The following is a 22,273-nucleotide window of genomic DNA, read 5'->3' on the forward strand; positions in this document are numbered from 1 at the left end:
GAATCATGGCTATAGATGACTGTAATAGAACCTATGCTATATGAGGTCAATCGGGATCATGTTTATAAGGCAGAGTTTTCTTCTTTTCTCTTGCCTCTTGCCATCTTTGCGGGATACCATTTTTCGAACCATATTGTAAAAAATCCCATCAAAATTGGAATTAAATTGTTTACAATGATAAGCAGATTTCCAAACCCGGCTCCTCTAAGCAGAAAGGTCCAGACTGCTGTCAGTACATATAACAATCCCCATGCCGCTGCAAGAATATAATTTGTCTTCATGAAGAGAGGGTTTTGATGTGCACTTTCACCACCATAATTGTATTTTACATAAGCAGCGCATAAAGGTTCTTTTGTCAGGCATGAAAGCAGCCAGAACAATCCAAACACAAGATATCCTATATTTGTAGGAATATCTCCATTCCCGGTTACATTTGCTGCTGCGGAAAGTACAGCAACGGCTATCATAGAGAGTTGATCCCAGATCTCAAATTCATGATTTCTCATAATAAACGGTATGGCTGCCACTACGATAAGAGCTATCAAAGCCCCCACTTTAGGAGTGATAGAAACAGCAGTCCAAAAGGCAATCCATGGTATAAGCATTGTCATCATAGAAGGATTTTTCTTCTCAATCATGTTTGGGGATTTTTTCTCAGGATTTTTAACCGCAGATGTGTTTCCAAAGAATTTATCCCAATTGATCATTAAGGAGAAATCGCCGGATACCGCATACATCTGTTTTCCCAATGCTTCTGCGCCACCAATTTCTCCACGAGAAATAGCTGACCATACAGAAAAAGGTGTATCGATGCGAGTAGTTGGAGAAAGGCTTCCATCTGTAAAAATCTGGCTTCCAGTCTGGTTAAGTCGAATCTGATACGTATGATCCAAATCGGTAAAATGTATCTCAAGTACGCGTTCTTTTCCGTCATAGGCATCTTTATTGTAAAGGGCAGCCATTTGCCGGGTAAATACAAGATCCTCAGGTTCTTTCTCGCCGGTCGTTTTGTTAATACCCCAGCTGGCATCTAGGGGATGCTTGGGGTCGCACCCCCTGTCGGGAAAATAAAGAAACGAAATTTGTTTTAAAAGTTTTCTAAAGAAAGTATAAAAATCTAACTGAGTCACAGACTGGAACGTTTTTTTCTGGTTATAATACACCCATTATTTTTGAGTTGACTTTTTGGCACATTGCGCATATACTAACAGTAGCTAAGGAATGTGGTGAGATTCCGTGAAGCAAAGCAAAAGCCCTCAGAGTGCCAGCTCTGAGGGCTTTCTTGCTCGTTGCGGTGAGCTATTCCGTTTAGACTGTTGCTGTCTATCGTCTGCTGTCCAGCCATTTGCATATGTAGTAGCTAACTACGCCTGCTATAACAGAGACAAGAAATGTGGTGAGAATTTCTTCCATGGAATCCACCTCCTTTCTGCTGGAGGTTTGACAGCTTGTTATACTAAAGTCCCTAATGCTGCGAATATGGGGAGACTTTTTTGAATATATTTTATATTATATGATTGCAAATATATTTTATTTGCAGTAAAATATATTAAAAATAGAATAGAAAAGGAGTGATATCATGACCACCATTAGTTTACGTATGGACGATCAAATGAAAAAAGAGCTTGATGAGATGTGTGAAGCAATGGGAATGAATATTTCTACTTTCTACATGATTTATACTAAAAAAGCTCTGAGAGATCGTAGAATACCATTTGACATTGAAGCTCCGGCAGATCCATTTTATTCCGAACAGAATATGACACAGCTTCACAAGTCTGTACAGCAGATAAAGGAAGGGAAAATCGTAACAAAAACAATGGAAGAGTTGGAGGCAATGGCAGGTGAGTAATATTTCATTTTCAGAAGATGCTTGGGAAGATTATCTTTACTGGCAACTTCAAGATAAAAAATACTAAAGAAGATTAATGCATTGTTAAAAGAAATACAACGAACACCATTCTCAGGAAAAGGTGAACCAGAAAAACTTCGTGGTGATTTAAATGGAAAATGGAGTAGACGAATTAACCTTAAAGACCGTTTAGTTTACGAAATAACAGATGAAACAATTATTGTAATCCAATGTAAAGGGCATTACAGTGATAAATAAGGGCTGCACCAGCTGTGAAGAGGCTTGCTAAGACGGCCAGTCGGGGTTGCACCCCTTGTCGAGAGAATATTACATTCCAATACAGGGGAAGCCTGGCGGGGTCGCATCCTCTGTCGGGAAAATAAAGAAACGAAATTTGTTTTGAAAGTTTTCTAAAGAAAGTATAAAATCCAACTAAGTCACAGACTGGCACCACCCAGCCTGTGGCTTTTTTGCAGTAAAAGACCGATCAGGGGCGCCTCCCGTTGGGAAAGTGTCCGGATGATCTAATGCCAGATTCAGGCAACAATACATTCTCGTTGCCAGGCAAAACAATCTACTGCAATGCGGTCCGCTTTATCTGTGTCAGTGCCTTCGACACTGCAGGTATTGAAATGATGATCACCGTGATAATGCCCTCTGCCAGCAGATAGCTGTAATTGTATAAGATCGGATATACGGCTGTCAACGATTTCGGGAAATTGTCCGGCATATAGCTCATCCAATAAAGATAACCGCCCAGAGAATGAAAAGCTCCTCTGGCAATTACAGCTATTATGTATCCTTTCAGAAGTCCATGACTCTGTTTTGCAAATAATCCTGCCAGTCCAAGTGCTGCAAATGCAAGTATGTAATCACAGCATACCTGAAAAAATGAAAGTATATAAGGCTCCTGAATAAACTGCAGGATTCCGTAAGCAAACCCAGCCATAATACCTGTTCCGACTCCATACCAGTTTGCGATCAGAACAATAAAAAGCATACTGCAAAGAGTGACACTTCCTCCCCACGGCAGTTTGAAGATTTTCAGATAAGACGTAATAAAAGCAAGTGCAATAGCTACGGCACAGAATACCAGTTGTCTTGTGGTAAGCTTTTTCTTGTCTGAATTCTTCCCTGCAAAATAAATCGCTAGGAAAAACAAAATAATTCCGGCAATAATTGTAATTACATATCCGGCAGTTGTAAGTCCGCCATCAGCAGTTACCATAAAACCAAACATAAAATGACCTCCCTCTTTTTATTAAGTTTGTGTAATTGATTTTATCTGTTGTTCAGATACTAATTTATTATAAAGATTTTTTCATTTTTCGTCAATTGTTCCTGTTCTCATCTCAGCACGGGGAACCGGGACCCTGGCGGGGTCGCACCCTCTGTCGGGAAAATACTGAACTGGAAGCGCTTCTGCAATGTAAACCGACTGAGACTAAATAAAATTTCTCTAATAAAGTCATAGACTGGAGCCTACCCAGCCTGTGACTTTCTGTTAGATTGTATTTTCATTATATATAGTCAAACTGAATCATCTTTCTGGTTGACTGCAACAGCGATTATGTTATATAAGAGTTTTCTTCTTTTCTCTTGCCTCTTGCTATCTTTGCGGGATACCATTTTTCAAACCATATTGTAAAAAATCCCATCAAAATTGGAATTAAATTGTTTACAATGATAAGCAGATTTCCAAACCCGGCTCCTCTAAGCAGAAAGGTCCAGACTGCTGTCAGTACATATAACAATCCCCATGCCGCTGCAAGAATATAATTTGTCTTCATGAAGAGAGGGTTTTGATGTGCACTTTCACCACCATAATTGTATTTTACATAAGCAGCGCATAAAGGTTCTTTTGTCAGGCATGAAAGCAGCCAGAACAATCCAAACACAAGATATCCTATATTTGTAGGAATATCTCCATTCCCGGTTACATTTGCTGCTGCGGAAAGTACAGCAACGGCTATCATAGAGAGTTGATCCCAGATCTCAAATTCATGATTTCTCATAATAAACGGTATGGCTGCCACTACGATAAGAGCTATCAAAGCCCCCACTTTAGGAGTGATAGAAACAGCAGTCCAAAAGGCAATCCATGGTATAAGCATTGTCATCATAGAAGGATTTTTCTTCTCAATCATGTTTGGGGATTTTTTCTCAGGATTTTTAACCGCAGATGTGTTTCCAAAGAATTTATCCCAATTGATCATTAAGGAGAAATCGCCGGATACCGCATACATCTGTTTTCCCAATGCTTCTGCGCCACCAATTTCTCCACGAGAAATAGCTGACCATACAGAAAAAGGTGTATCGATGCGAGTAGTTGGAGAAAGGCTTCCATCTGTAAAAATCTGGCTTCCAGTCTGGTTAAGTCGAATCTGATACGTATGATCCAAATCGGTAAAATGTATCTCAAGTACGCGTTCTTTTCCGTCATAGGCATCTTTATTGTAAAGGGCAGCCATTTGCCGGGTAAATACAAGATCCTCAGGTTCTTTCTCGCCGGTCGTTTTGTTAATACCCCAGCTGGCATCTGCCATTTTTTCAAATACATCCCTGGGATATAAAAGTGTATGGAGCACAGCATCTGTTTCTTTCGATATTGCTCCTGTCATTGCATATTCAGTGCCTGCACATTTTACTGCAGCAAGATATTCATTTGTTCTCACTGACAATTCCTTTACACGAAACAATTCTCCCTGACCGCAAAAAATGGTCGTATAATTTCCCTTGCCAAGGAAATGGTCAAACATCCGCAATACACTGTCATAATTTTCGTCGGCAGAATAAAATCCACAGGTAGAGATTAATACGTGCCTCTTGCCTTCCATATCATATCTGGCATCATGACTGCCGCTTCCGTATCCGTCCTGCCTTGAACTCATAAAAGGAAGACTCATAGGAAGCTGACGATCGATCAAATTCTTTAACATACCGGGAACATTAAAATAGTACAGTGGAAAAGACCATAAAATTAGATCAGCACTGATCAGTTTTTTAATGACTGTTTGCATATCATCATTTATACAGCATCTCCCGGGTGTTTTCTGCCAGCATGCAAAGCATCCCTTACACGCACCTATATTCATTGAAGTTATATGCAGTTCATCAACAGATAACTCTTCTTTATTACTCGTACATCCGTTTTCTAATCCCTTAATAAAGCTGTATGCAAGCTTTAATGAATTACTTCTTTTGCCTTTTGGGCTTCCGTTGATCAGAAGTATCTTCATCGCTACGTCCTCCATTCCTTTATTTCTGATAATGAAAGTGTACCCTTTCATATGTGGATTGTCAACAAAACCAGAGGGGGTATGAAATAAAGAAAAAATATTAGTTACTGTTCACTGGTAATATCCCGCGAGGTGTTTTTTGCGAACGAAGGTCACAGCAACAAATATTATTATTGTACTGTATGATGAGTAAGTGGTATAATAATATATATTTATATAGTTGGAAAATAGCACGGTTTGCACATTGGGGTCGTGCACATTGGAGTCACAGACTGGAACCCACCCAGCCTGTGGCTTTTTACAGTAAAATGGATAAAAGCCTTGACAGCAGGAAATAAAATTTCTTTCCTGAATCAGATATTGGCTGTTTTCTCCGGAAGCTATGTAGTGGTTCTGGGAATCTATTATAAGCTTCAGACTTTTTTATATCTGCTTTACAGCATCAGAGACATTGATGGGAATGTTTACTGAGAACCCGGAAACTATAAGACTTGGCACTGCTGCATTGCAGGTTATCAGTATTGGATTCATCCCATCTGCCATCTCTGTTACAGCTTCAGGTGCATTAGAAGGACTGGGCAAAGGTACTCAGTCCCTGGTGATTTCACTGTTAAGATATATTATCGTGATTCTTCCGGTAGCTTATCTGCTGTGCTATTTTGCCGGGGCAGGTGCTGTGTGGAATGCGTTCTGGATCTGTGAATATATAACAGCAGTAGCAGTAGGTGTCGGGATAAAGAACAGCTTCGTGATGAATTGAGAGAATATGCCAATATGCTGGTAGAAATTGAGGGCCGTTTTGAACAGTATAATGAAACAGATCGTCAACAGGACAGACGGAAAATTTTAATAAAATAGGTTGTATTCTAGCTAGAATAAGAGTATTCTATAGATAGAAGCTTTAGATAAAATCATATAATGTTTAGAAAGAGGTGTAGATTATGACAATAGATACAAATACAATGGTATCAATTACAGAAGCTAACCAGAATTTTTCAAAGGTCACAAGAGTTGTTGATAAACATGGAACAGCAGTAATCCTAAAGAACAATGTTCCCAGATATCTTGTAATTGATTTTAGTAAAGCAGAAGCACAGAAAATAGCAGATGTAGAAGATGTGGCAACAATTTCGGAACGATTAATAAAACAGAATATGGAAGCATATAAGGAGCTGGCTAAATGATAATTCTCAGCAAAGAACAAGTACTAATGATGCATAGACAGCTAATATCTGTGACTGGTGGAAGTGATGGAATTAGAGATGAAGGAATGCTGGATTCTGCATTGCTGAATCCTTTTCAGTCATTTGGAGGAGAAGAACTTTATCCAAGTATTCAGGCTAAGGCGGCACAATTATGCTTTGGATTAGTGAAAAATCATGCAATGATTGACGGAAACAAGAGATTAGGTGCGCATGTAATGCTTGTATTTTTGATGCTGAATGGATATGAGCTAATTTATATTCAGGAAGAATTGGTTGATATTATTTTAGAATTGGCAGCAGGTAAGAAGAATGTGGATGATATTTTACAATGGATTATCTTACATCAGAAAGAATGATGAAATATTCCGGATGAGACCATACATTGTATTCTGGAAATGTACTGCCAGAGTTCTATTTATATGACTATAAAATGGGTGCTGGGAGAGTTGGAATGTGCACCGGAGGGACTGGCAAAAATTTTAGTTGAGGGGATGCCTGGGAAACTCTCTCAGTTGTTTGAAAAACTGGAAATATTGTCATAAACATAACAGATTAGTGCACAATTTTATCTGATTATTTTCGTATTTATTGCACAAAATTAGTGAGAAAGTTACATTTGAGCGAAAGTGTAACTTTCTTTTTAAATTTACATTGTTAGAATAATAACAAAGATGAGCGCTGCGGAAACTTATCTGTAAAGAATTTTAACCGAATAAACTGCGGAGTAGTTATTCGGTTATGAGCAAGTAGCGAAGCGGAATGAATCACTTTTGCTTTTTTATTTGGGTTGCTGTGACCTTTTGTTTGTGATAAAGTAAACTTGTATTTAAGCGAATCAAGTAAGTCCTCACTTCCGTTGTGAAAAGCAATAAGCAGTGGGCGGTAACTTGCTTGTATCAAAAGGAGGACAAACTAATGAAAAAGAAAAAATTCAGAAAAAAAGGTCTGTTCGCACTTTTACTCCTGTGCCTTTTCATCATGTCTGCCAGTGTGACAGTATCTGCTGCCACCAATCTGCTGACCTCTGTAAAACAGGCAAAAGAAGGAACCTGGAAGAGGGATACCCAAGGACGCAAATATGTCTATACTGACGGCCGCCATCCAAAATCCCGCTGGTTAAAAGTAAAAGGCAAATGTTACAGCTTTGACGCCCATGGCTATGTAGAAACAGGCTGGAAAGACTACAAAGGCGAAAGATATTATCTTTCCGAAGTGAAGGGAAAAGAAGGTCAGCTTCTCACAGGCTTACAGAAGGTTAAAGGTAAAACCTACTACCTTTCCAAAACCAGTGGACAGCTATTGCACGGCTGGCAGATGATTAATGGAAAACGTTACTACTTCGGAAAGAAAACCGGAGCTATGAGTAAGAAGAAATGGATTGGAAGCCGCTATGTATCTGCTGACGGCTCTGTCACCAAGGTAAAACAGACTTCGAAATCCCGCCTGATCATCCTGGGGGACTGTCGTGTAGCTTCTATGCGTGACTGCAGAATCGGAAATGCTATTTATATCGGAAAAGTATCCATGGGATACAACTGGCTCAGATCCACTGCCGGACCAATGCTGGAATCTTATCTGGCCTCTTACCCGGAATCAACGGTTGTATTTGGCTTCGGACTGAACGATTATCTGTATCAGCAGGCAAACTATCTGACATACTATCGTTCCTTTATTGCCAGCCATCCCAGAGCAAATATTTATCTTATGTCCATCAATCCGGTAATCGGTGTGGGTGCTTACAACGTAAGTAATGCTACGATCCGTCCCTTTAATGATGCACTGAGAAATAATTTTCCGGATAATTATCTGGACTGCTTTAGCCATTTACAGAAAGTAGGCTATTATGCTGCTGACGGACAACACTATAATACGGCTACTTACCGCAAGATCTATGATTATATTGTAAAAGCTACCGGCTGGGTTTCATAATCCCCAAAGGGGCTGTCTGAATAGGCAGCCTCTTTTTTTGTTCCTCAGTAAAAATATCATAAAGTAAAGTATATACTTTACTTTATATTTTATAATATTCATGTTATAATAGATTTGTAAAGTTATTACTTCCATTTTTGTTAAATATTTCGAAATATTAAGTATAATATATAAATTTAATTAAAGGAGGTTTTTACTATGGAAATTGGAGGTTTTTTCCCCTATCAACCTGTTGGCTCTGAGCCAAACAACTATGTGGAGCATACCTGCCCTGATCCCGGGGACACCGCTCATCTAATGTCCGGCCGTTGTGCCATTTATTACTGTCTGAGGGATCTGATGTTAACAGATCAAAAGCGTGTAGCATATCTGCCTTCCTATGACTGCGAAACAGTTCTGGGCTGCTTTGTAAAAGCAGGATATGAAATTCATTATTATGATTTTGACAAAAATCTTTCCCCTGTATTTGAGGAAGAGATGATTCCTCAGATCAGTGTTCTCCTTGTCTGTGGATACTATGGCTATCCTACCTATAATGAGGATTTTGTCAAAAAATGTAAAGCCAGTGGCGTTTCTGTAATAGTGGATACCACCCATACAGCATTTTCTCCGCTGCCGGCCTGTCCGGATGCTGACTATATTGCCGTCAGTCTCCGAAAATGGATGGGTGTTGCCTCCGGTGGTCTTGCCATCAAGCGAAAGGGCACCTTTGGCATAAAGCCTATTCCAATCAATAAAGAACAGTTTTCCCTTAGAGATCAGGCTCTTCAATCCCGAGAGACCTACGAGCATACGGGAAATGAGGACTATAATAAAGAAGGCAATGATGTTTTCTGGAAAGCGGAATTTATGCTTCGTGAAATTTTCGATATCCAGGAGGGGGATGAAGCTTCCCTTAAAACGATTCTTCATTATCCATTCCGGGATGCCATCCGTAAACGCCAGGAAAATTACCGTTACCTTCTGGAACACCTGCCGGAACGCTCCGATATCCGACCGGTATTTCCTTATCTCTCAGATGATATCTGTCCTATGTTTTTCCCTTTCTTTGTGGAAAACCGGGACAACCTGATCAGGCATCTGGCAGACAGGCACATTCCGCCTAAGGTTTACTGGCCTGTACCACCTTTTGTAAAGGTTGAAGACTATCCGGGAGCCCAATATATTTATTCCCATATCATGTCTGTCAGCTGTGATGAGCGTTTTAACACGGACGATATGCAGAAAATTGTAGAAGCCTTTGAAAACTATTAAAGATCTTAAAGCATTTTGAGAATATCCGTTTGATAAATCTAATCAGGCCACAGACTGGAAATCACCAGTCTGTGGCTTCTTCATCTTCTCAGGTTGACATCCCGTCTGTCGTTTGCTACACTAAAACCACATATCTGACAAAGGAATGGGAAGTATGAAGAAGAAAAAAATTATAATTTTATCTATTATGATAATTGTGGTTGCCTTACTCCTTGAAGCGAGTATTCTGAAATATGTTAATGACAGAAATGCCCAGAGAACCTCAAAGGTGCTTCTTGATCGTGTGATTACCGTGCTTGATAAAAATGATGAGAGCAGGAATGAGCTGATCGAATCGTTAAAGGACGATTATATTGTAAGGGCTAAAGCAGTGTCATATATGATTGATGCCTATCCGGCGGTAGAATATGATGTGGATGAGCTGCAGAAAATAGCAAAACTAATGGCTGTTGATGAGATACATCTGTTTGATGATCAGGGAACCATTTACAGTGGTTCTGCACCCAAGTATTTTGGCTATAATTTTGATTCCGGTGCGCAGATGGAGTATTTTAAGCCCATACTTAAGAATAAATCGCTGACCATGTGCCAGGATGTTACTCCAAACACTGCAGGGGGAATGAAAATGATGTATGCCATCACCTGGAATGAAGACGGAACCAAGATGATCCAGGTGGGAATTGAGCCAAAGAGACTTCTCAATGAAATAAAGCAGAATAACATTTCCAATGTAGTTGCCGGAATGCCGGTATATAAAGGCATTGAAATTATAGTTGCAGATGGGGATAGACAGATAATAGAAGGAGCTACGGACAGTAGCAAATTAGGAAAAAAACTGGAAGATGTGGGGATATCATCGGATTATGTCAGTGATGACGATGCGACTGTAATACAGATCAGAATGGATGGAAAGCGCTGCAGATGCATGGTGCGCCAGAATGATAACTATATTGTTATTGTAACTGTAGAGGATTCGTTTTACCAGCAGGGCGGCATGATTGCTATTTTTATAGTAGGCGCATATTTGGTACTGGCATCCTGCTGTATAACCTATATGTTTTCCAAAGTGATGAAAGAAAGACTGGAAAAAGAAAAACTGATATACACCTCAAATACGGATGAGCTTACCAGATGTTTAAACAGGCATGCATATGAAAATGATATGAAAAAGCTTAATCTTAGTGAGGAATGGGTATACATTTCTGTAGATCTGAACGGATTAAAAGGGGCAAATGATACTTATGGCCATATGGCAGGAGATGAGCTTATATGCGCAGCGGCAGATTGCATGAGAGACAGCTTTCATGAGTATGGAAAGGTATACAGAATCGGTGGAGATGAATTTGCAGTGATCATTACAGAGAATCCAAGCCAGGTGGAAGCGCTGATACATAACTTCGATTCCAATGTGGCAAACTGGCATGGAAAGTTTGTTGATTCAATGACTGTGTCATACGGATGGGTTTTCAGCACAGAGAGAAACTGGGATAGTGCATATGAAATTTCAAAAGCTGCAGATGCAAGAATGTATCAGAGTAAGGAACGCTACTATACGGAAAGCGGTGTAGACAGAAGATAGGCAGAGAACAAAAAAGTCACAGACTGGTGTCAAAACCGGTCTGTGGCTTTTGTAGTTGAGTTGCTATTTGGGGAGTGTGTCTTGGTAGGTTGGAAAATTATCGGCAATTACCTTTTCGTATGCATCGTAGGCGGCTTCTAAAGAGTCGTATTTTTTATCGGCAGAAAGATATTTAGCATAATTACGTCCCTTTAGTTCCCTTGGGGCAATTACCACATAATTTGAGGTGGCTGTCCTTTTTGCGGTTGTTGTTTCGGAAATATAAAATTTTCCATCATTTGTGCTGACTATAACTGGAATTTTTTTGCCGTTACCAATTGCAGTGGTTTTTACAGAAGTCCAGAAAAGGTATTGATGTTCTGGATTAGTTGCGTCACCATAATAAGCCCAGGTACCATTGTTCAGCAAGCTGTCATTTCCTATGTAATTTCTGATTACAGGAACCATCGTTGAAGTAGTGCAACTGGAATCAATTTCAAAGTTCGTATTCTTATCTAACGTAGTTTTTAAAAGTCCAGAAGCGTTGAGTGGTCCCATTAAATCTGTTACGCCAGTGTTAAAGGGATACTTCTTCCAATCCCAGTTAAACACAACATTTCCATTCTCATCAAAGTAGATTCCACAGGTTCCGCCCGCTTTGGGAACGCCTTTCCAGTTTACTGTGTCCGGATTGTTTACAGTCTGGGAATATCCTGCGATAGAGACAGTTTTGGAGGACTGCCAGTCTTCGATTTTCTGTTTCAGTGGTACGGATTTCGTTATTGTAGTGGTACTTTTTCCCTCCAGAGTAACTTCAGCCATCATTTCATCATATGCTGTGCGAACATTGGTCAGATCCACAGACTCACGGCTTCGTTCCACATATTTCGTATAAGCCGGTGCCAGGATTCCAACGAGAACTGCCAGAACCGAAATCACTACAATCAGCTCTACCAGGGTAAAGCCTTTATTTTTATTATGCATAAATTCACCTTATTAATTTTGAGAATTACCGAAACTGTCTCGCAGCGGAGTAATTCGTGAATATCAAGTTAGCTGCAAACATTTTTTGCAATTATGTTGAAATGATAACACAGAATAAATCCCTGTGCAATTGAAATTTTTTTAACCGACTCAAGTAAGTCCCCTGCTTGCGAAGATCTACTTGACCAATATTTCCGAAAAAATTCCTTGTAACGCCTGACAAACCGTGTTAATATAAGCAAAAGCATATTTTCTTATTTCTTCAAATCCAATCCTTTATTTTCTATACAGATTCAAGATCTGTTCTTTCGGAAAAGTCATGCTTTTATTTTCATTATTCATTTTAAGCAGGAGTTTTCTAAAAGACAGAAGCTCCTGTACTTTTTTTATAAGGAAGTTATGGGAGCTGTATGAGAACTCAGAGAGGCACGGATCATAAGAAAGAAAAACATATCATTGCGTAATAGAGAGGGAAAAACATAAAATGCAGTTAGACAAGGAAAACATGAAAAAAATACGTTATCTCATTGCCTTTGCCGTACTTTTGTATCTGGGTGTCCAGCATCTGGATATTGTGATCGGCACAGCTAAGGTGCTTCTGGGCTTCCTCTTTCCGTTTATTCTGGGATGCGGAATCGCCTTTATTCTGAATGTGCCTATGAAATTTATTGAAAAGCATCTCTTTGGCAAGGCTGTAAAGCAGCAGAAAAAGGCAGCCATGAAGCTTGCCAGACCGGTAAGTCTGGTGCTTTCCATCTGTTTCCTGGTCTGTGTGCTTATCATTGTTATGCTGGTGGTAGTGCCGGAGCTGGGTGCAACTCTGGTGAATGTTGCCAAAAAGATAGAGGAGAATATACCGGTGGTCCAGAAGTGGATCGATACTACCTTTGGAAACAATCCGGAAATCATAAAGTGGACCCAGTCGCTGGATATTGAGCCGGGTAAGATTATTAATTCTATGCTTGGAGTACTGAAAAGCGGTGTCGATAATTTTGTTTCCTCTACAGTATCCATTACTATAGGACTGCTGAGCACAGCTATGAATATATCCATTGGCTTTGTGTTTGCCTGCTATGTACTTCTTTCCAAGGAAAAGCTTCTTGGTCAGGTGAAAAAGGCTCTGTATGCTCTTTTGCCTGAAAAGCCGGTGCGCTACCTGGCACATGTATGGAATCTGTCCAACCGGATTTTCTCCAGCTTTATTACAGGACAGTGTATTGAGGCTGTGATCCTGGGAAGCATGTTTTTTGTTTCTATGTCCATTCTCCGGTTCCCTTATGCCATGCTGGTGGGAGTGCTGATCGGTTTCACAGCCTTGATCCCATTGTTTGGAGGAATTATCGGATGCTGGATTTCCTTTTTCCTGATCCTTATGGTAAGCCCCATGCAGGCGGTGCTGTTCCTGGGACTTTTCCTGATCCTTCAGCAGATTGAGGGAAATCTGATCTATCCTCATGTGGTGGGAGGCTCTGTGGGACTTCCGTCCATATGGGTGCTGGTGGCTGTTACCCTGGGCGGCAGCCTGATGGGACTTGTGGGTATGCTGATCTTTATCCCGACAGTGTCCGTGATCTATACCCTTTTCAGGGAGTGGGTGTATGCCCGCCTGGACAAGAAGCATATGGTAACCTTATAACGTTTACAATTAGTGGATAGGAAGTCCCTGTATTCATCCATATTGCTGAAATTACCGGCACCGAATTTTATTGTATTCTATAATGGAAAGCGGAAAATGCCGGACAGATGGACGAACTGCCTGTCAGAATCCTATGAAAACCAATAGGGAGAGCCTAATCTGGAGTTAAAGGTAGTTACGATCAATATCAACAGGGACTGCAACAGGAAATTGATGGAGCAGTGCAGAATCCTTGGTGAAACGGAAAAAACAATTAAAGAATGGCTGATTTCACCAAAAATCAGCTCCAGGTTCCGTAGATAATTTCGAATGAAGATATTTTATTGTAAATTAATGGATTCTGTGTTAAGCTTTAGGAAAGCTGTGAGAAGGGATAAACGAAATGAAGAAACGTCATTTTCCGGTGTTTCGTCTGTTTCTGGCGGTAATTGTGGCGGTTTTTGCCGTCGGTGCTGTAATGACCTGGGAGAGGGCTGTGCGTGATCCTGTGGAGGTGCGTACGCTGAAGAAGCAGGAGGTGGAGACCACAGACCAGGGACACCAGGAATATTATTTTAATCTGCTGGACGATGATGAGAAGCGGGGCTATCGTGAGATCCTGAAGGGGGTCCGGGCCCATGAGGAGAATTTCTACCTGTCTCTGGGCGGAGATGGCCAGATCGACAGAGTTTATCACGCAGTGCTGAAGGATCATCCGGAGATTTTCTGGATACATAACAGGGAAAAGGTATTCAAGACCACTTACGATGGCAGGGATTACTGCAGATTTTCCCCGGGCTATACTTATACAGAGGAGCAGTGCCGGGAGATCGCCCAGGCAATGGAGGCTGCTTATCAGGAAATGGCTGCCCAGATCCCGGAGGGGGCGGATGATTACCAGAAGGTAATGACAGCTTATACTTATATTATTGATCATACAGCTTATGAGATTTCTGATGATGACCAGAGCATTGCCGGAGTTTTCTGGAAGAAAAAGGCAGTGTGTGCCGGTTATGCAGGTGCAGTCCAGTATCTGCTGGAGCGTCTGGATATCCCCTGTATCTATGTGGAGGGGGATGCAGCAGGCAGCACCCAGGGACATGCCTGGAATATTGTAGAGCTGGACGGTCAGTACTATTATGTGGATGCCACCAATGGAGACCAGCCGGAATTTCTGGAAGGGGATGCGGTTTCACTGGCTGAGCACAAGACTACGATTTATGATTATCTCTGTCCTTTTCCTCAGGAATATGAGAAGAATTATACACCATCGGAGGAATTTCAGGTTCCGGCCTGTACAGCCTGGGACAAAAATTTCTATGTGATGAACGGTGCCTGCTTTGACAGCTATGACAGAGAATCTGTATATGCTTTGTGCAGTCTCAGGATAGACAACAATGCAGCTGTGGTCAGATTTAAGTTCAGCAATGCAGATGCCTATGAAGCAGCTTATGAGGATCTGATCACAGAGGAGAAGATACAGGAGATTGCCAGGTATTATATGACAGTACATGGTCTGCAGGAGGTTTCCTATCATTACGGTGTCATAGACGGAATGTATACCATGTATTATATGTTCTGACAGATGTTTTGAGAAAGCCCGGGACATGCAGATCAAAAGTTTATTGGCAGTTTCCGGAGATGACTGAAAAGGAGTGACAGAATATGAGTTATTTTACAGATATTTTCGGCAATATGCCCCAGCTTGGCGAAGGGCTGATGGGTTCTGATATGTTTACACAGTTTTATACCATAATTTTCGGAGTACTTCTGGTATTGGGAATTCTGAACTGTGTGTTTGGCTACCGCCTGATCCGGTTCTGGATGATGGTGGGAGGCTTCTTTGTGGGAGCTGTACTGGCCTTTATCTGTGTCCGGTCTATGGAAATTCAGGATAAGACTGTCTGGGGAGTGGCAGTTTTGATAACAGGAATCATATTTGCAGTCATTGCATTTTTGATTTATAAAGCAGGTGTATTCCTGCTGGCAGCCGGTATTGGCTGGGCACTGAGTATTTATTTTATTCATCCTACCAGCTCGGCAGCGTTTTTTGCCTGTATTCTCATCGGGATCGCACTTGGCACCCTGGCAGTGAAGTACTGCAGGGAGGTGCTGATCGTTGCCACAAGTCTGATCGGTGGTCTGATCGCAGGGGTCTCCCTGAGCAGGCTGGGAGGTCTGGCTGAGTTTCCATATGGGATCGGACTCAGTGCAGGCTTTGCTCTTCTGGGAATGCTGATTCAGTTTGCCATCAATAAACCACATAACGAGGAAGAGGATGCAGAACCAGAGAACAGGGTGGAATCAGAATATCCGGAAGAAACCGGAGATTCTGTGGAAAATGAAGGAGAAAAAGTGTACAGTCAGAGACGCAAAAGAAAAAGTACGAGTGACAGATAGTCACAGCCCACTATCGTAGAGATGAGTTTTGAAGAAGGAGGATGCGGATTATTGGGGGGCATAATCCGTACGTTATTTTAGATGACAAATGCAAACGACAGGAAACAGATACAGGATTATTATAAAATGCTGTTGTTCCTGAATGAGTCTACAAGTGATTTTTTCTTTCTGTGGGATATCAGGGAGAAGAAATTTCATTTTGCACGGGAACTGAACATTGCCCGTGAGAGCACTGGAGATGATGTTTGTACATATACCATGGATGATCTGCAGGCTGTGGCTTATCCCGATGACTGCAAGATGATCCTGCGCCAGCTGGGAAATGTTGCAGATGGCAATGAAGAGACTATGGATTTTGATTTCCGCTATCTGGACAGCTATGGCAAAAAGAATTGGATCAATGCCAGAGGTAAGGTGCTGAAGAACCATAAGCATCAGCCCTTTGTAGTGATGGGCTGTCTGTCCAGACGTGTCCTGGCCGAAAAGGTTGACATGCTTACCGGACTGCTGAATTACAATAAAATGCTGGATAATCTGAACAGCAAGATTGCCCGGGGACACCGTGGACATCTGATAGTTTTGGGGATTGACGGATTCAGGGATGTGAATCAGCGGATGGGTCGTGAGTATGGTAATCATGTTCTGATCCGGAGTGCGGAGATTCTGGAAGGCCTGAAGGGTGAGAAAAACACAGTTTACAGACTGGACGGGGATCATTTTGCAGTGGATCTTGTGGGCTACAACAAGAAGGATGCAGAGGATTTCTATGCTCTGGTGAAGGAGAAGACAGCGGCGCTGTGCAGCTTTTCAGCAGGAATTGTCAGCTATCCTTTTGAAAAGGAAAAAGATGTAAATATATTGATCAGCTATGCGGAAAATGCTCTGGGTCGTGCCAAAGAGGCTGGCAGGAACCGTATGGAGTATTTTTCTTCGGAGAATTATAACAAGACCTTGTCCAGGATTGAGCTTCAGCAGGAGATGAAGGAGAGCATCCGAAACAATTTTGAGGGCTTTGAGCTTTATTATCAGCCCCAGGTAACCTCCAATGAATATAAGCTTCATGGTGCGGAGGCATTGTTGCGCTATCATTCCAGAAAGTTTGGATTTATGTCTCCGGTTGTGTTTATCCCCATTCTGGAGAAGAGCGGCATGATCGTTCCTGTAGGGAAGTGGGTAATGCAGCAGGCATTTGCCCAGTGTGCCAGATGGAGGAAGCTGCAGGAGGATTTCAGCATCAGTATCAATGCTTCCTATGTGCAGCTGAGAGAGGCTTCTATTGTAAATGATGTGGTGGAAGCTGCCAGAGAGGCAGGGCTTCCGGGCAGAAATATTACAGTGGAAGTTACGGAGAGCATGCAGCTGCAGGATTATAATTATTTTAATAATATATTCTCTAATTGGCGTAATAAGGAAATTCATGTTTCTATTGATGATTTTGGAACCGGCTATTCTTCCCTGAGCTATCTCAAGGGTCTGGAGGTGGATGAGGTCAAGATTGACCGCTGCTTTATCCGCCAGATCCAGAAGAGCGCTTATAATTACCGGCTTCTCAGCAATATGCTGGAGCTGACCCACAGTGCCCGGATCCGGGTCTGCTGTGAAGGTGTAGAGGACGAGGAGGAGCTTCATTGTCTGGATACGCTCTTTCCGGAACTGATCCAGGGCTTCCTTTTTGGCAGACCTATGCCCGCACAGGAGTTTGAATATACCTGTCTGGTTCCCAACGATGCTTATATGCAGCTGATCCGACGCCTGACAGAGTATAATGAAAAGGAAAGACTGCATAAAGAGTGTACAGGCCAGACTGCAATTTCAGAACAGTTTGAGTACCGCAAAATCCTGGATCAGCTGGAGGAAATTGTGTATCTGGTGGATACGGAAAGTCAGGAAATATATTTCATGAATTCTGCAGCAAAGAAGCTGACCGGCGTTTATAATTATTTTGGAAGTAAATACAGTCAGATATTTGCAGGAGATGTAAGGGAAATTTCAGGCAACAGTATGGAGAAAGAGGAAAACGGCAGTTATCTGACCGAGAAAATGCTGTATGAGAAATACGGCCGTCTCCTCCGTGTGCGTGAAAGGGCGATGACTTATAACGGCAGACCGGCAGTTATGGTAGTTGCCTGGCCTGTAGAAGGGGAAAGCCGGCAGCAGGACCGCAGAGTGAGGGATGAGCTGTACGGCCTGAACCAGACTTTGGAGCTTTATGAGCTGGCTTTCAGAAAGAAACACCAGCCGGAACTGATCCAGGAAATTCTGGACTTTACGGGACATTATTATCAGAGCAGCCGGGTTTGTCTGTTTTTATATGATTCCAGAATGGATATCTGGCAGGATGTTTATTCTTATCTTGAAAAGGGTGTAATGGACAAAAAGCGTTTTCTTAAGCTGACAGCAGGGGATAGTATGCGTCCCTGGGCGAAGCTTCTGGAGGAAAAGCATGCTGTGTTTATCAGAAGTGCAGAGGAACTGAAGGAAAAGGATCAGATCCTCTGGAATGGATTTATGCTTCAGGATATTTATAATTGTATGCTCTGCAGTATCTGTGATCAGAATCATAAGGTTGTAGGGCTGGTCTCTGTGGATAATGCAGATTACTGCCGGGATGATCTGTTTCTGCTGAAAAAAGCAGGAAGGCTTTTGGAGAATGTTTTATTCTGCCAGAATGAAAAAACAGATATGACAGAGAGACTTCACAGGTATGTAGAGAAAACGCTGGATCATAATATTCTTTCCGCTACCCTTATAGGCTTGTGGAGCATCAAGATCAATAAGGATTCCGGCCAGGTTGTTATGCTGGCAGATGACAATATGCACCTCCTTATTGAGGCAGACAAGGATGCATCACCTGCACAGTGCTACAGGAACTGGTTTGAGAATATTCATCCGGATTATATCCATTATATTCATAATGTAATGGATACGATTATTACCACAGGCCAAACTGTGGAGGCTTCCTATCCATGGAGGCATTCGGAGAGAGGCTGGGTAAATGTACGATGTGTGGGAGTTAAAACCTCTGAGACAGATAGGATTATTACCATTGAGGGGTATCATCGTCTGATCGATGACTTGCAGCAGATGAAGGCTGTGCCGGATTCCGGGTACACAACTCAATAAGACAGGGAAGCACCGGATGCGTTTTGCCATATAGGTAAGCGGCAGAGCACGTATGACAACAGAAAGGAATGACAGAGAATGGCAAAGGAAGCTAAGACAAATGCAATGAGAATGCTGGACAGACAGAAGGTGAGGTATGAGACCTTTACTTATGAATGTGATGAATTTATAGATGGACTTCACAGTGCAGATAAGATTGGGGCACCTTATGACCAGTCTTTTAAAACCCTGGTGATGGAGGGCAAAAGCGGCGGTTATTTTGTGTTCGTAGTCCCCATTGAGAAAGAAGTGGACAGAAAGGCTGCTGCCAGAGCTGTAGGTGAGAAGACAGTGGACATGATCCATGTAAAGGACATCACCAAGATTACAGGCTATGTAAGAGGAGGCTGCAGCCCTCTGGGAATGAAGAAGCCATATCCTGTGGTATTTGATGCATCAGCAGGTAATTTCAGTGAGATTTATGTCAGCGGCGGCCGGATCGGACTTACCCTGAAGGTGCCTCTGGAGGATCTTCTGAAGGTTACAGGAGGAAAACTGGCAGATATTACCATGAAGCAGGAGGACTGAGTGCCGGAGGCTGACAGCAGAGCGGGTTTCTGACGGAAACGGTGAAAACAGAAGATATATATATAATATAAGAAAAGGTTCGCAGAAGAGCTCATAACTCCGGTGCGAACCTTTTTTGTGATGTTAGTACTTTTAGTTATCGGAAGCATCTTCCTCATTGATTTCGAATACGTGACGTTTCTTAGCCATCTCATCACTTGCCAGATATTCATCGTAGGTTGTGATCTTGTCGATCATGGTTCCGTTTGGAAGGATCTCCATAATACGGTTGGCTGTGGTCTGTACAAACTGGTGGTCATGGGAGGTGAAAAGGATCACGCCCGGGAATTTGATCAGTCCGTTGTTCAGTGCGGTAATGCTCTCCATATCCAGATGGTTGGTTGGCTCATCCAGAATCAGGATGTTAGCACCGGAGATCATCATTTTGGAGAGGAGGCAGCGAACCTTCTCGCCACCGGAAAGTACGCGGACACGTTTCACGCCGTCCTCGCCCGGGAAAAGCATACGTCCTAGGAAGCCTCGTACATAGGTGGCATCCTTGATCTCGGAGTACTGAGTCAGCCAGTCTGTGATAGTCAGGTCGTTATCAAACTCTGCAGTGTTGTCTTTGGGGAAATAAGCCTGTGTTGTGGTTACACCCCATTTATAATTACCTTCATCCGGTTCCATTTCGCCGGTAATGATCTTGAAGAAGGTTGTGATAGCCTGTTCGTTGGCACCTACAAAAGCAACCTTATCCTCACGGCCCAGTGTGAAGGAGATATTGTCCAGAACTTTTACTCCGTCGATGGTTTTGGAAAGTCCCTCTACCATAAGTACTTCGTTACCGATCTCGCGGTTTGGACGGAAGTCGATATATGGATATTTACGGTTGGACGGACGCATATCATCCAGCTGGATTTTCTCCAGCGCACGCTTACGGGAGGTAGCCTGTTTGGATTTGGAAGCGTTGGCGCTGAAACGGGAGATGAACTCCTGGAGCTCCTTGATCTTTTCTTCCTTTTTCTTGTTGGCTTCCTTCATCTGTTTTACCAGCAGCTGGCTGGACTCAAACCAGAAGTCATAGTTACCTGCATAGAGCTGGATCTTGCCATAGTCAATGTCAGCAGTATGGGTACAGACTTTATTCAGGAAATAGCGGTCATGGGAAACTACGATGACTGTATTGTCAAAGTTGATCAGGAATTCCTCAAGCCATTCAATAGCAGGCAGATCCAGGTGGTTGGTAGGCTCATCCAGAAGCAGGATATCCGGGTTACCGAAAAGTGCCTGGGCAAGAAGTACCTTTACCTTCTGGCTTCCTGTCAGGTCAGCCATCTGTGAATAATGAAATTCTGTCTCAATACCAAGACCATTCAGGAGAGTAGCTGCATCGGATTCTGCTTCCCATCCGTTCATCTCTGCGAATTCGCCTTCCAGCTCACTGGCACGGATACCGTCCTCGTCTGTAAAGTCTTCTTTTGCATAGATGGCATCCTTTTCCTTCATGATCTCATAAAGTCTCTGGTTACCCATGATAACGGTGTCCAGTACTGTATAAGAATCATATTTGAAGTGGTCCTGCTGCAGGAAGGAGAGACGCTGTCCCGGTGTGATTACGATATCACCCTTGGTAGGCTCCAGCTGTCCGGAGAGGATTTTAAGGAAAGTAGATTTACCTGCTCCGTTGGCTCCGATGAGACCGTAGCAGTTTCCTTCTGTAAATTTGATATTTACGTCTTCAAAAAGGGCTTTCTTGCCCACACGTAAAGTAATATTGTTTGCTGAAATCATAGTTTACCTCTTTTTCATGAAATACTGTGATTGTGTTCTTTTATATAATAAAAATGCCTGCACCTGTTTTACCAGCACAGCCGCTTACCATTTTACATTAAAATAGGAAATTTGCAACAGTTTTTTGATTTTTTGTTTTCTTTTATTTACAAAAAAAATCTGCATTGGTATAATAAGGTTTGAAAATAATGAAATGCTGTGAGCAGAGAGGATATATAAGGAATGTTTATTACCAGAGAATGTGATTATGCAGTACGTGTGATCCGTGCACTGCAGGGGGAGAGCAGGCTCAGTGTGCCTGAGATCTGTGAGAAGGAAGCAATTACAGCCCCCTTTGCTTATAAAATACTTAAGAAATTACAGAAAGCGAAGATTGTGAAAGGCTACCGCGGTGTTCATGGAGGCTATTCCCTGGACAGAGGTGCAGATGAACTGACCTTATATGATGTATATGAGGCCATAGATCCGGGAATGTTTATTATTGAATGCCTGGATCCTCAGTTTGGCTGCGTGCGTGACGGACAGGACGGAATTCCCTGTCTGGTGCACAGAGAGCTGGCAGACATCCAGTCTCAGCTGTTTGCCATGCTTAAGAGAAAAACCTTACTGCAGATTCTGGAGGAGGCGTAAGCCTCTTCTTTTTTTGTTTTATGGGATAGTGTTGTGTGAACAGTAACACAATTGTATCTCATAAGATACAAAAACTTCCAAAACCAATTGCACATTTCGTAAAGATTATGTTATAATTTACAGTGAAATTTAGGGCATAAATTA

The 22,273-nt window shown here is 42.1% G+C and carries 18 protein-coding genes and 2 pseudogenes; 15 read left to right on the plus strand and 5 right to left on the minus strand.

The annotated features are described in order from the left end of the window. Positions 1-62: 62 nt before the first annotated feature. The gene (locus tag ACTNC6_RS07140; protein WP_441043668.1) at positions 63-962 is read right to left on the minus strand and encodes a hypothetical protein; all 900 of its coding nucleotides are present in this window, start codon (positions 960-962) and stop codon (positions 63-65) included. A gap of 617 nt (positions 963-1,579) precedes the next feature. Between ACTNC6_RS07140 and ACTNC6_RS07145 the strand changes: the two genes are divergently transcribed. After that, complete coding sequence (locus tag ACTNC6_RS07145) at positions 1,580-1,852, plus strand: type II toxin-antitoxin system RelB/DinJ family antitoxin (protein WP_441035531.1); 273 nt, start codon at positions 1,580-1,582, stop codon at positions 1,850-1,852. Continuing rightward, a pseudogene (locus ACTNC6_RS07150) lies at positions 1,845-2,110 on the plus strand (Txe/YoeB family addiction module toxin). Before ACTNC6_RS07145 ends, ACTNC6_RS07150 begins: the two are co-directional and overlap by 8 nt. A gap of 316 nt (positions 2,111-2,426) precedes the next feature. Here the strand turns inward: ACTNC6_RS07150 and ACTNC6_RS07155 are convergent. Together ACTNC6_RS07155 and ACTNC6_RS07160 are read right to left on the minus strand one after the other, a co-directional pair. Then, positions 2,427-3,092 carry an energy-coupled thiamine transporter ThiT gene (locus ACTNC6_RS07155; protein WP_186994288.1) on the minus strand — a complete coding sequence of 222 codons (666 nt, stop codon included), beginning with the start codon at positions 3,090-3,092 and terminating at the stop codon, positions 2,427-2,429. 328 nt (positions 3,093-3,420) lie between these two features. Then, positions 3,421-5,091: a flavodoxin family protein gene (locus tag ACTNC6_RS07160; protein WP_441043670.1), complete on the minus strand. Its 1,671-nt coding sequence runs from the start codon at positions 5,089-5,091 to the stop codon at positions 3,421-3,423. Between the two features lie 339 nt (positions 5,092-5,430). On the opposite strand from ACTNC6_RS07160, the pseudogene ACTNC6_RS07165 reads away from it, so the two are divergent. From ACTNC6_RS07165 to ACTNC6_RS07195, 7 genes and pseudogenes are all read left to right on the plus strand, one after another. Further along, positions 5,431-5,851, plus strand: a pseudogene (locus ACTNC6_RS07165) (MATE family efflux transporter); the annotation flags it as partial. A 181-nt stretch (positions 5,852-6,032) separates the two neighbouring features. Next, positions 6,033-6,275, plus strand: coding sequence for a type II toxin-antitoxin system Phd/YefM family antitoxin (locus tag ACTNC6_RS07170; protein ID WP_441035549.1), 243 nt, complete (start codon positions 6,033-6,035; stop codon positions 6,273-6,275). Beyond that, a complete protein-coding gene (locus tag ACTNC6_RS07175) occupies positions 6,272-6,652 on the plus strand; it encodes a type II toxin-antitoxin system death-on-curing family toxin (protein ID WP_441035551.1) in 381 nt (126 codons plus the stop codon). The genes ACTNC6_RS07170 and ACTNC6_RS07175 overlap by 4 nt, the downstream gene beginning before the upstream one ends. 63 nt (positions 6,653-6,715) lie before the next feature. Continuing rightward, positions 6,716-6,838, plus strand: a complete 123-nt coding sequence (locus ACTNC6_RS07180) for a hypothetical protein (RefSeq protein ID WP_441035553.1) — start codon at positions 6,716-6,718, stop codon at positions 6,836-6,838. Positions 6,839-7,211: 373 nt separating this feature from the next. After that, positions 7,212-8,225, plus strand: coding sequence for a hypothetical protein (locus ACTNC6_RS07185; protein WP_441035555.1), 1,014 nt, complete (start codon positions 7,212-7,214; stop codon positions 8,223-8,225). 198 nt (positions 8,226-8,423) lie between these two features. Further along, positions 8,424-9,479, plus strand: a complete 1,056-nt coding sequence (locus ACTNC6_RS07190; protein ID WP_441043672.1) for a hypothetical protein — start codon at positions 8,424-8,426, stop codon at positions 9,477-9,479. Positions 9,480-9,633: 154 nt separating this feature from the next. Then, positions 9,634-11,058, plus strand: a complete 1,425-nt coding sequence (locus ACTNC6_RS07195) for a GGDEF domain-containing protein (protein WP_441043674.1) — start codon at positions 9,634-9,636, stop codon at positions 11,056-11,058. A gap of 63 nt (positions 11,059-11,121) precedes the next feature. On the opposite strand, the gene ACTNC6_RS07200 is transcribed toward ACTNC6_RS07195, so the two are convergent. Further along, on the minus strand, positions 11,122-12,021 hold the full coding sequence (locus ACTNC6_RS07200; protein ID WP_441043676.1) for a type II secretion system protein: 900 nt from the start codon (positions 12,019-12,021) through the stop codon (positions 11,122-11,124). 484 nt (positions 12,022-12,505) lie between these two features. Between ACTNC6_RS07200 and ACTNC6_RS07205 the strand changes: the two genes are divergently transcribed. The 5 genes from ACTNC6_RS07205 (at position 12,506) to ybaK (ending at position 19,726) form a co-directional block, all read left to right on the plus strand. After that, entirely contained in the window at positions 12,506-13,657 is a 1,152-nt protein-coding gene (locus ACTNC6_RS07205) for an AI-2E family transporter (protein ID WP_441043678.1), read from the plus strand. 382 nt (positions 13,658-14,039) lie between these two features. Next, the gene (locus ACTNC6_RS07210) at positions 14,040-15,218 is read left to right on the plus strand and encodes a transglutaminase domain-containing protein (RefSeq protein WP_441043680.1); all 1,179 of its coding nucleotides are present in this window, start codon (positions 14,040-14,042) and stop codon (positions 15,216-15,218) included. Positions 15,219-15,301: 83 nt separating this feature from the next. Further along, on the plus strand, positions 15,302-16,036 hold the full coding sequence (locus tag ACTNC6_RS07215; protein WP_441043682.1) for a TM7S3/TM198-like domain-containing protein: 735 nt from the start codon (positions 15,302-15,304) through the stop codon (positions 16,034-16,036). Between the two features lie 81 nt (positions 16,037-16,117). Then, positions 16,118-19,159: a putative bifunctional diguanylate cyclase/phosphodiesterase gene (locus ACTNC6_RS07220; RefSeq protein ID WP_441043684.1), complete on the plus strand. Its 3,042-nt coding sequence runs from the start codon at positions 16,118-16,120 to the stop codon at positions 19,157-19,159. Between the two features lie 78 nt (positions 19,160-19,237). Next, the gene (gene ybaK / locus ACTNC6_RS07225) at positions 19,238-19,726 is read left to right on the plus strand and encodes a Cys-tRNA(Pro) deacylase (protein WP_173742429.1); all 489 of its coding nucleotides are present in this window, start codon (positions 19,238-19,240) and stop codon (positions 19,724-19,726) included. A gap of 132 nt (positions 19,727-19,858) precedes the next feature. Here the strand turns inward: ybaK and ACTNC6_RS07230 are convergent, their stop codons facing one another. Then, complete coding sequence (locus ACTNC6_RS07230) at positions 19,859-21,499, minus strand: ABC-F family ATP-binding cassette domain-containing protein (RefSeq protein ID WP_441043686.1); 1,641 nt, start codon at positions 21,497-21,499, stop codon at positions 19,859-19,861. Positions 21,500-21,721: 222 nt separating this feature from the next. Here ACTNC6_RS07230 and ACTNC6_RS07235 point away from each other — a divergent pair, with 222 nt between their 5' ends. Next, complete coding sequence (locus tag ACTNC6_RS07235; protein WP_173742428.1) at positions 21,722-22,129, plus strand: RrF2 family transcriptional regulator; 408 nt, start codon at positions 21,722-21,724, stop codon at positions 22,127-22,129. Positions 22,130-22,273 lie beyond the last annotated feature (144 nt).

Source organism: Blautia sp. HCP3S3_C4 (genome assembly GCF_052064095.1).
GTDB lineage: Bacteria > Bacillota > Clostridia > Lachnospirales > Lachnospiraceae > Blautia_A.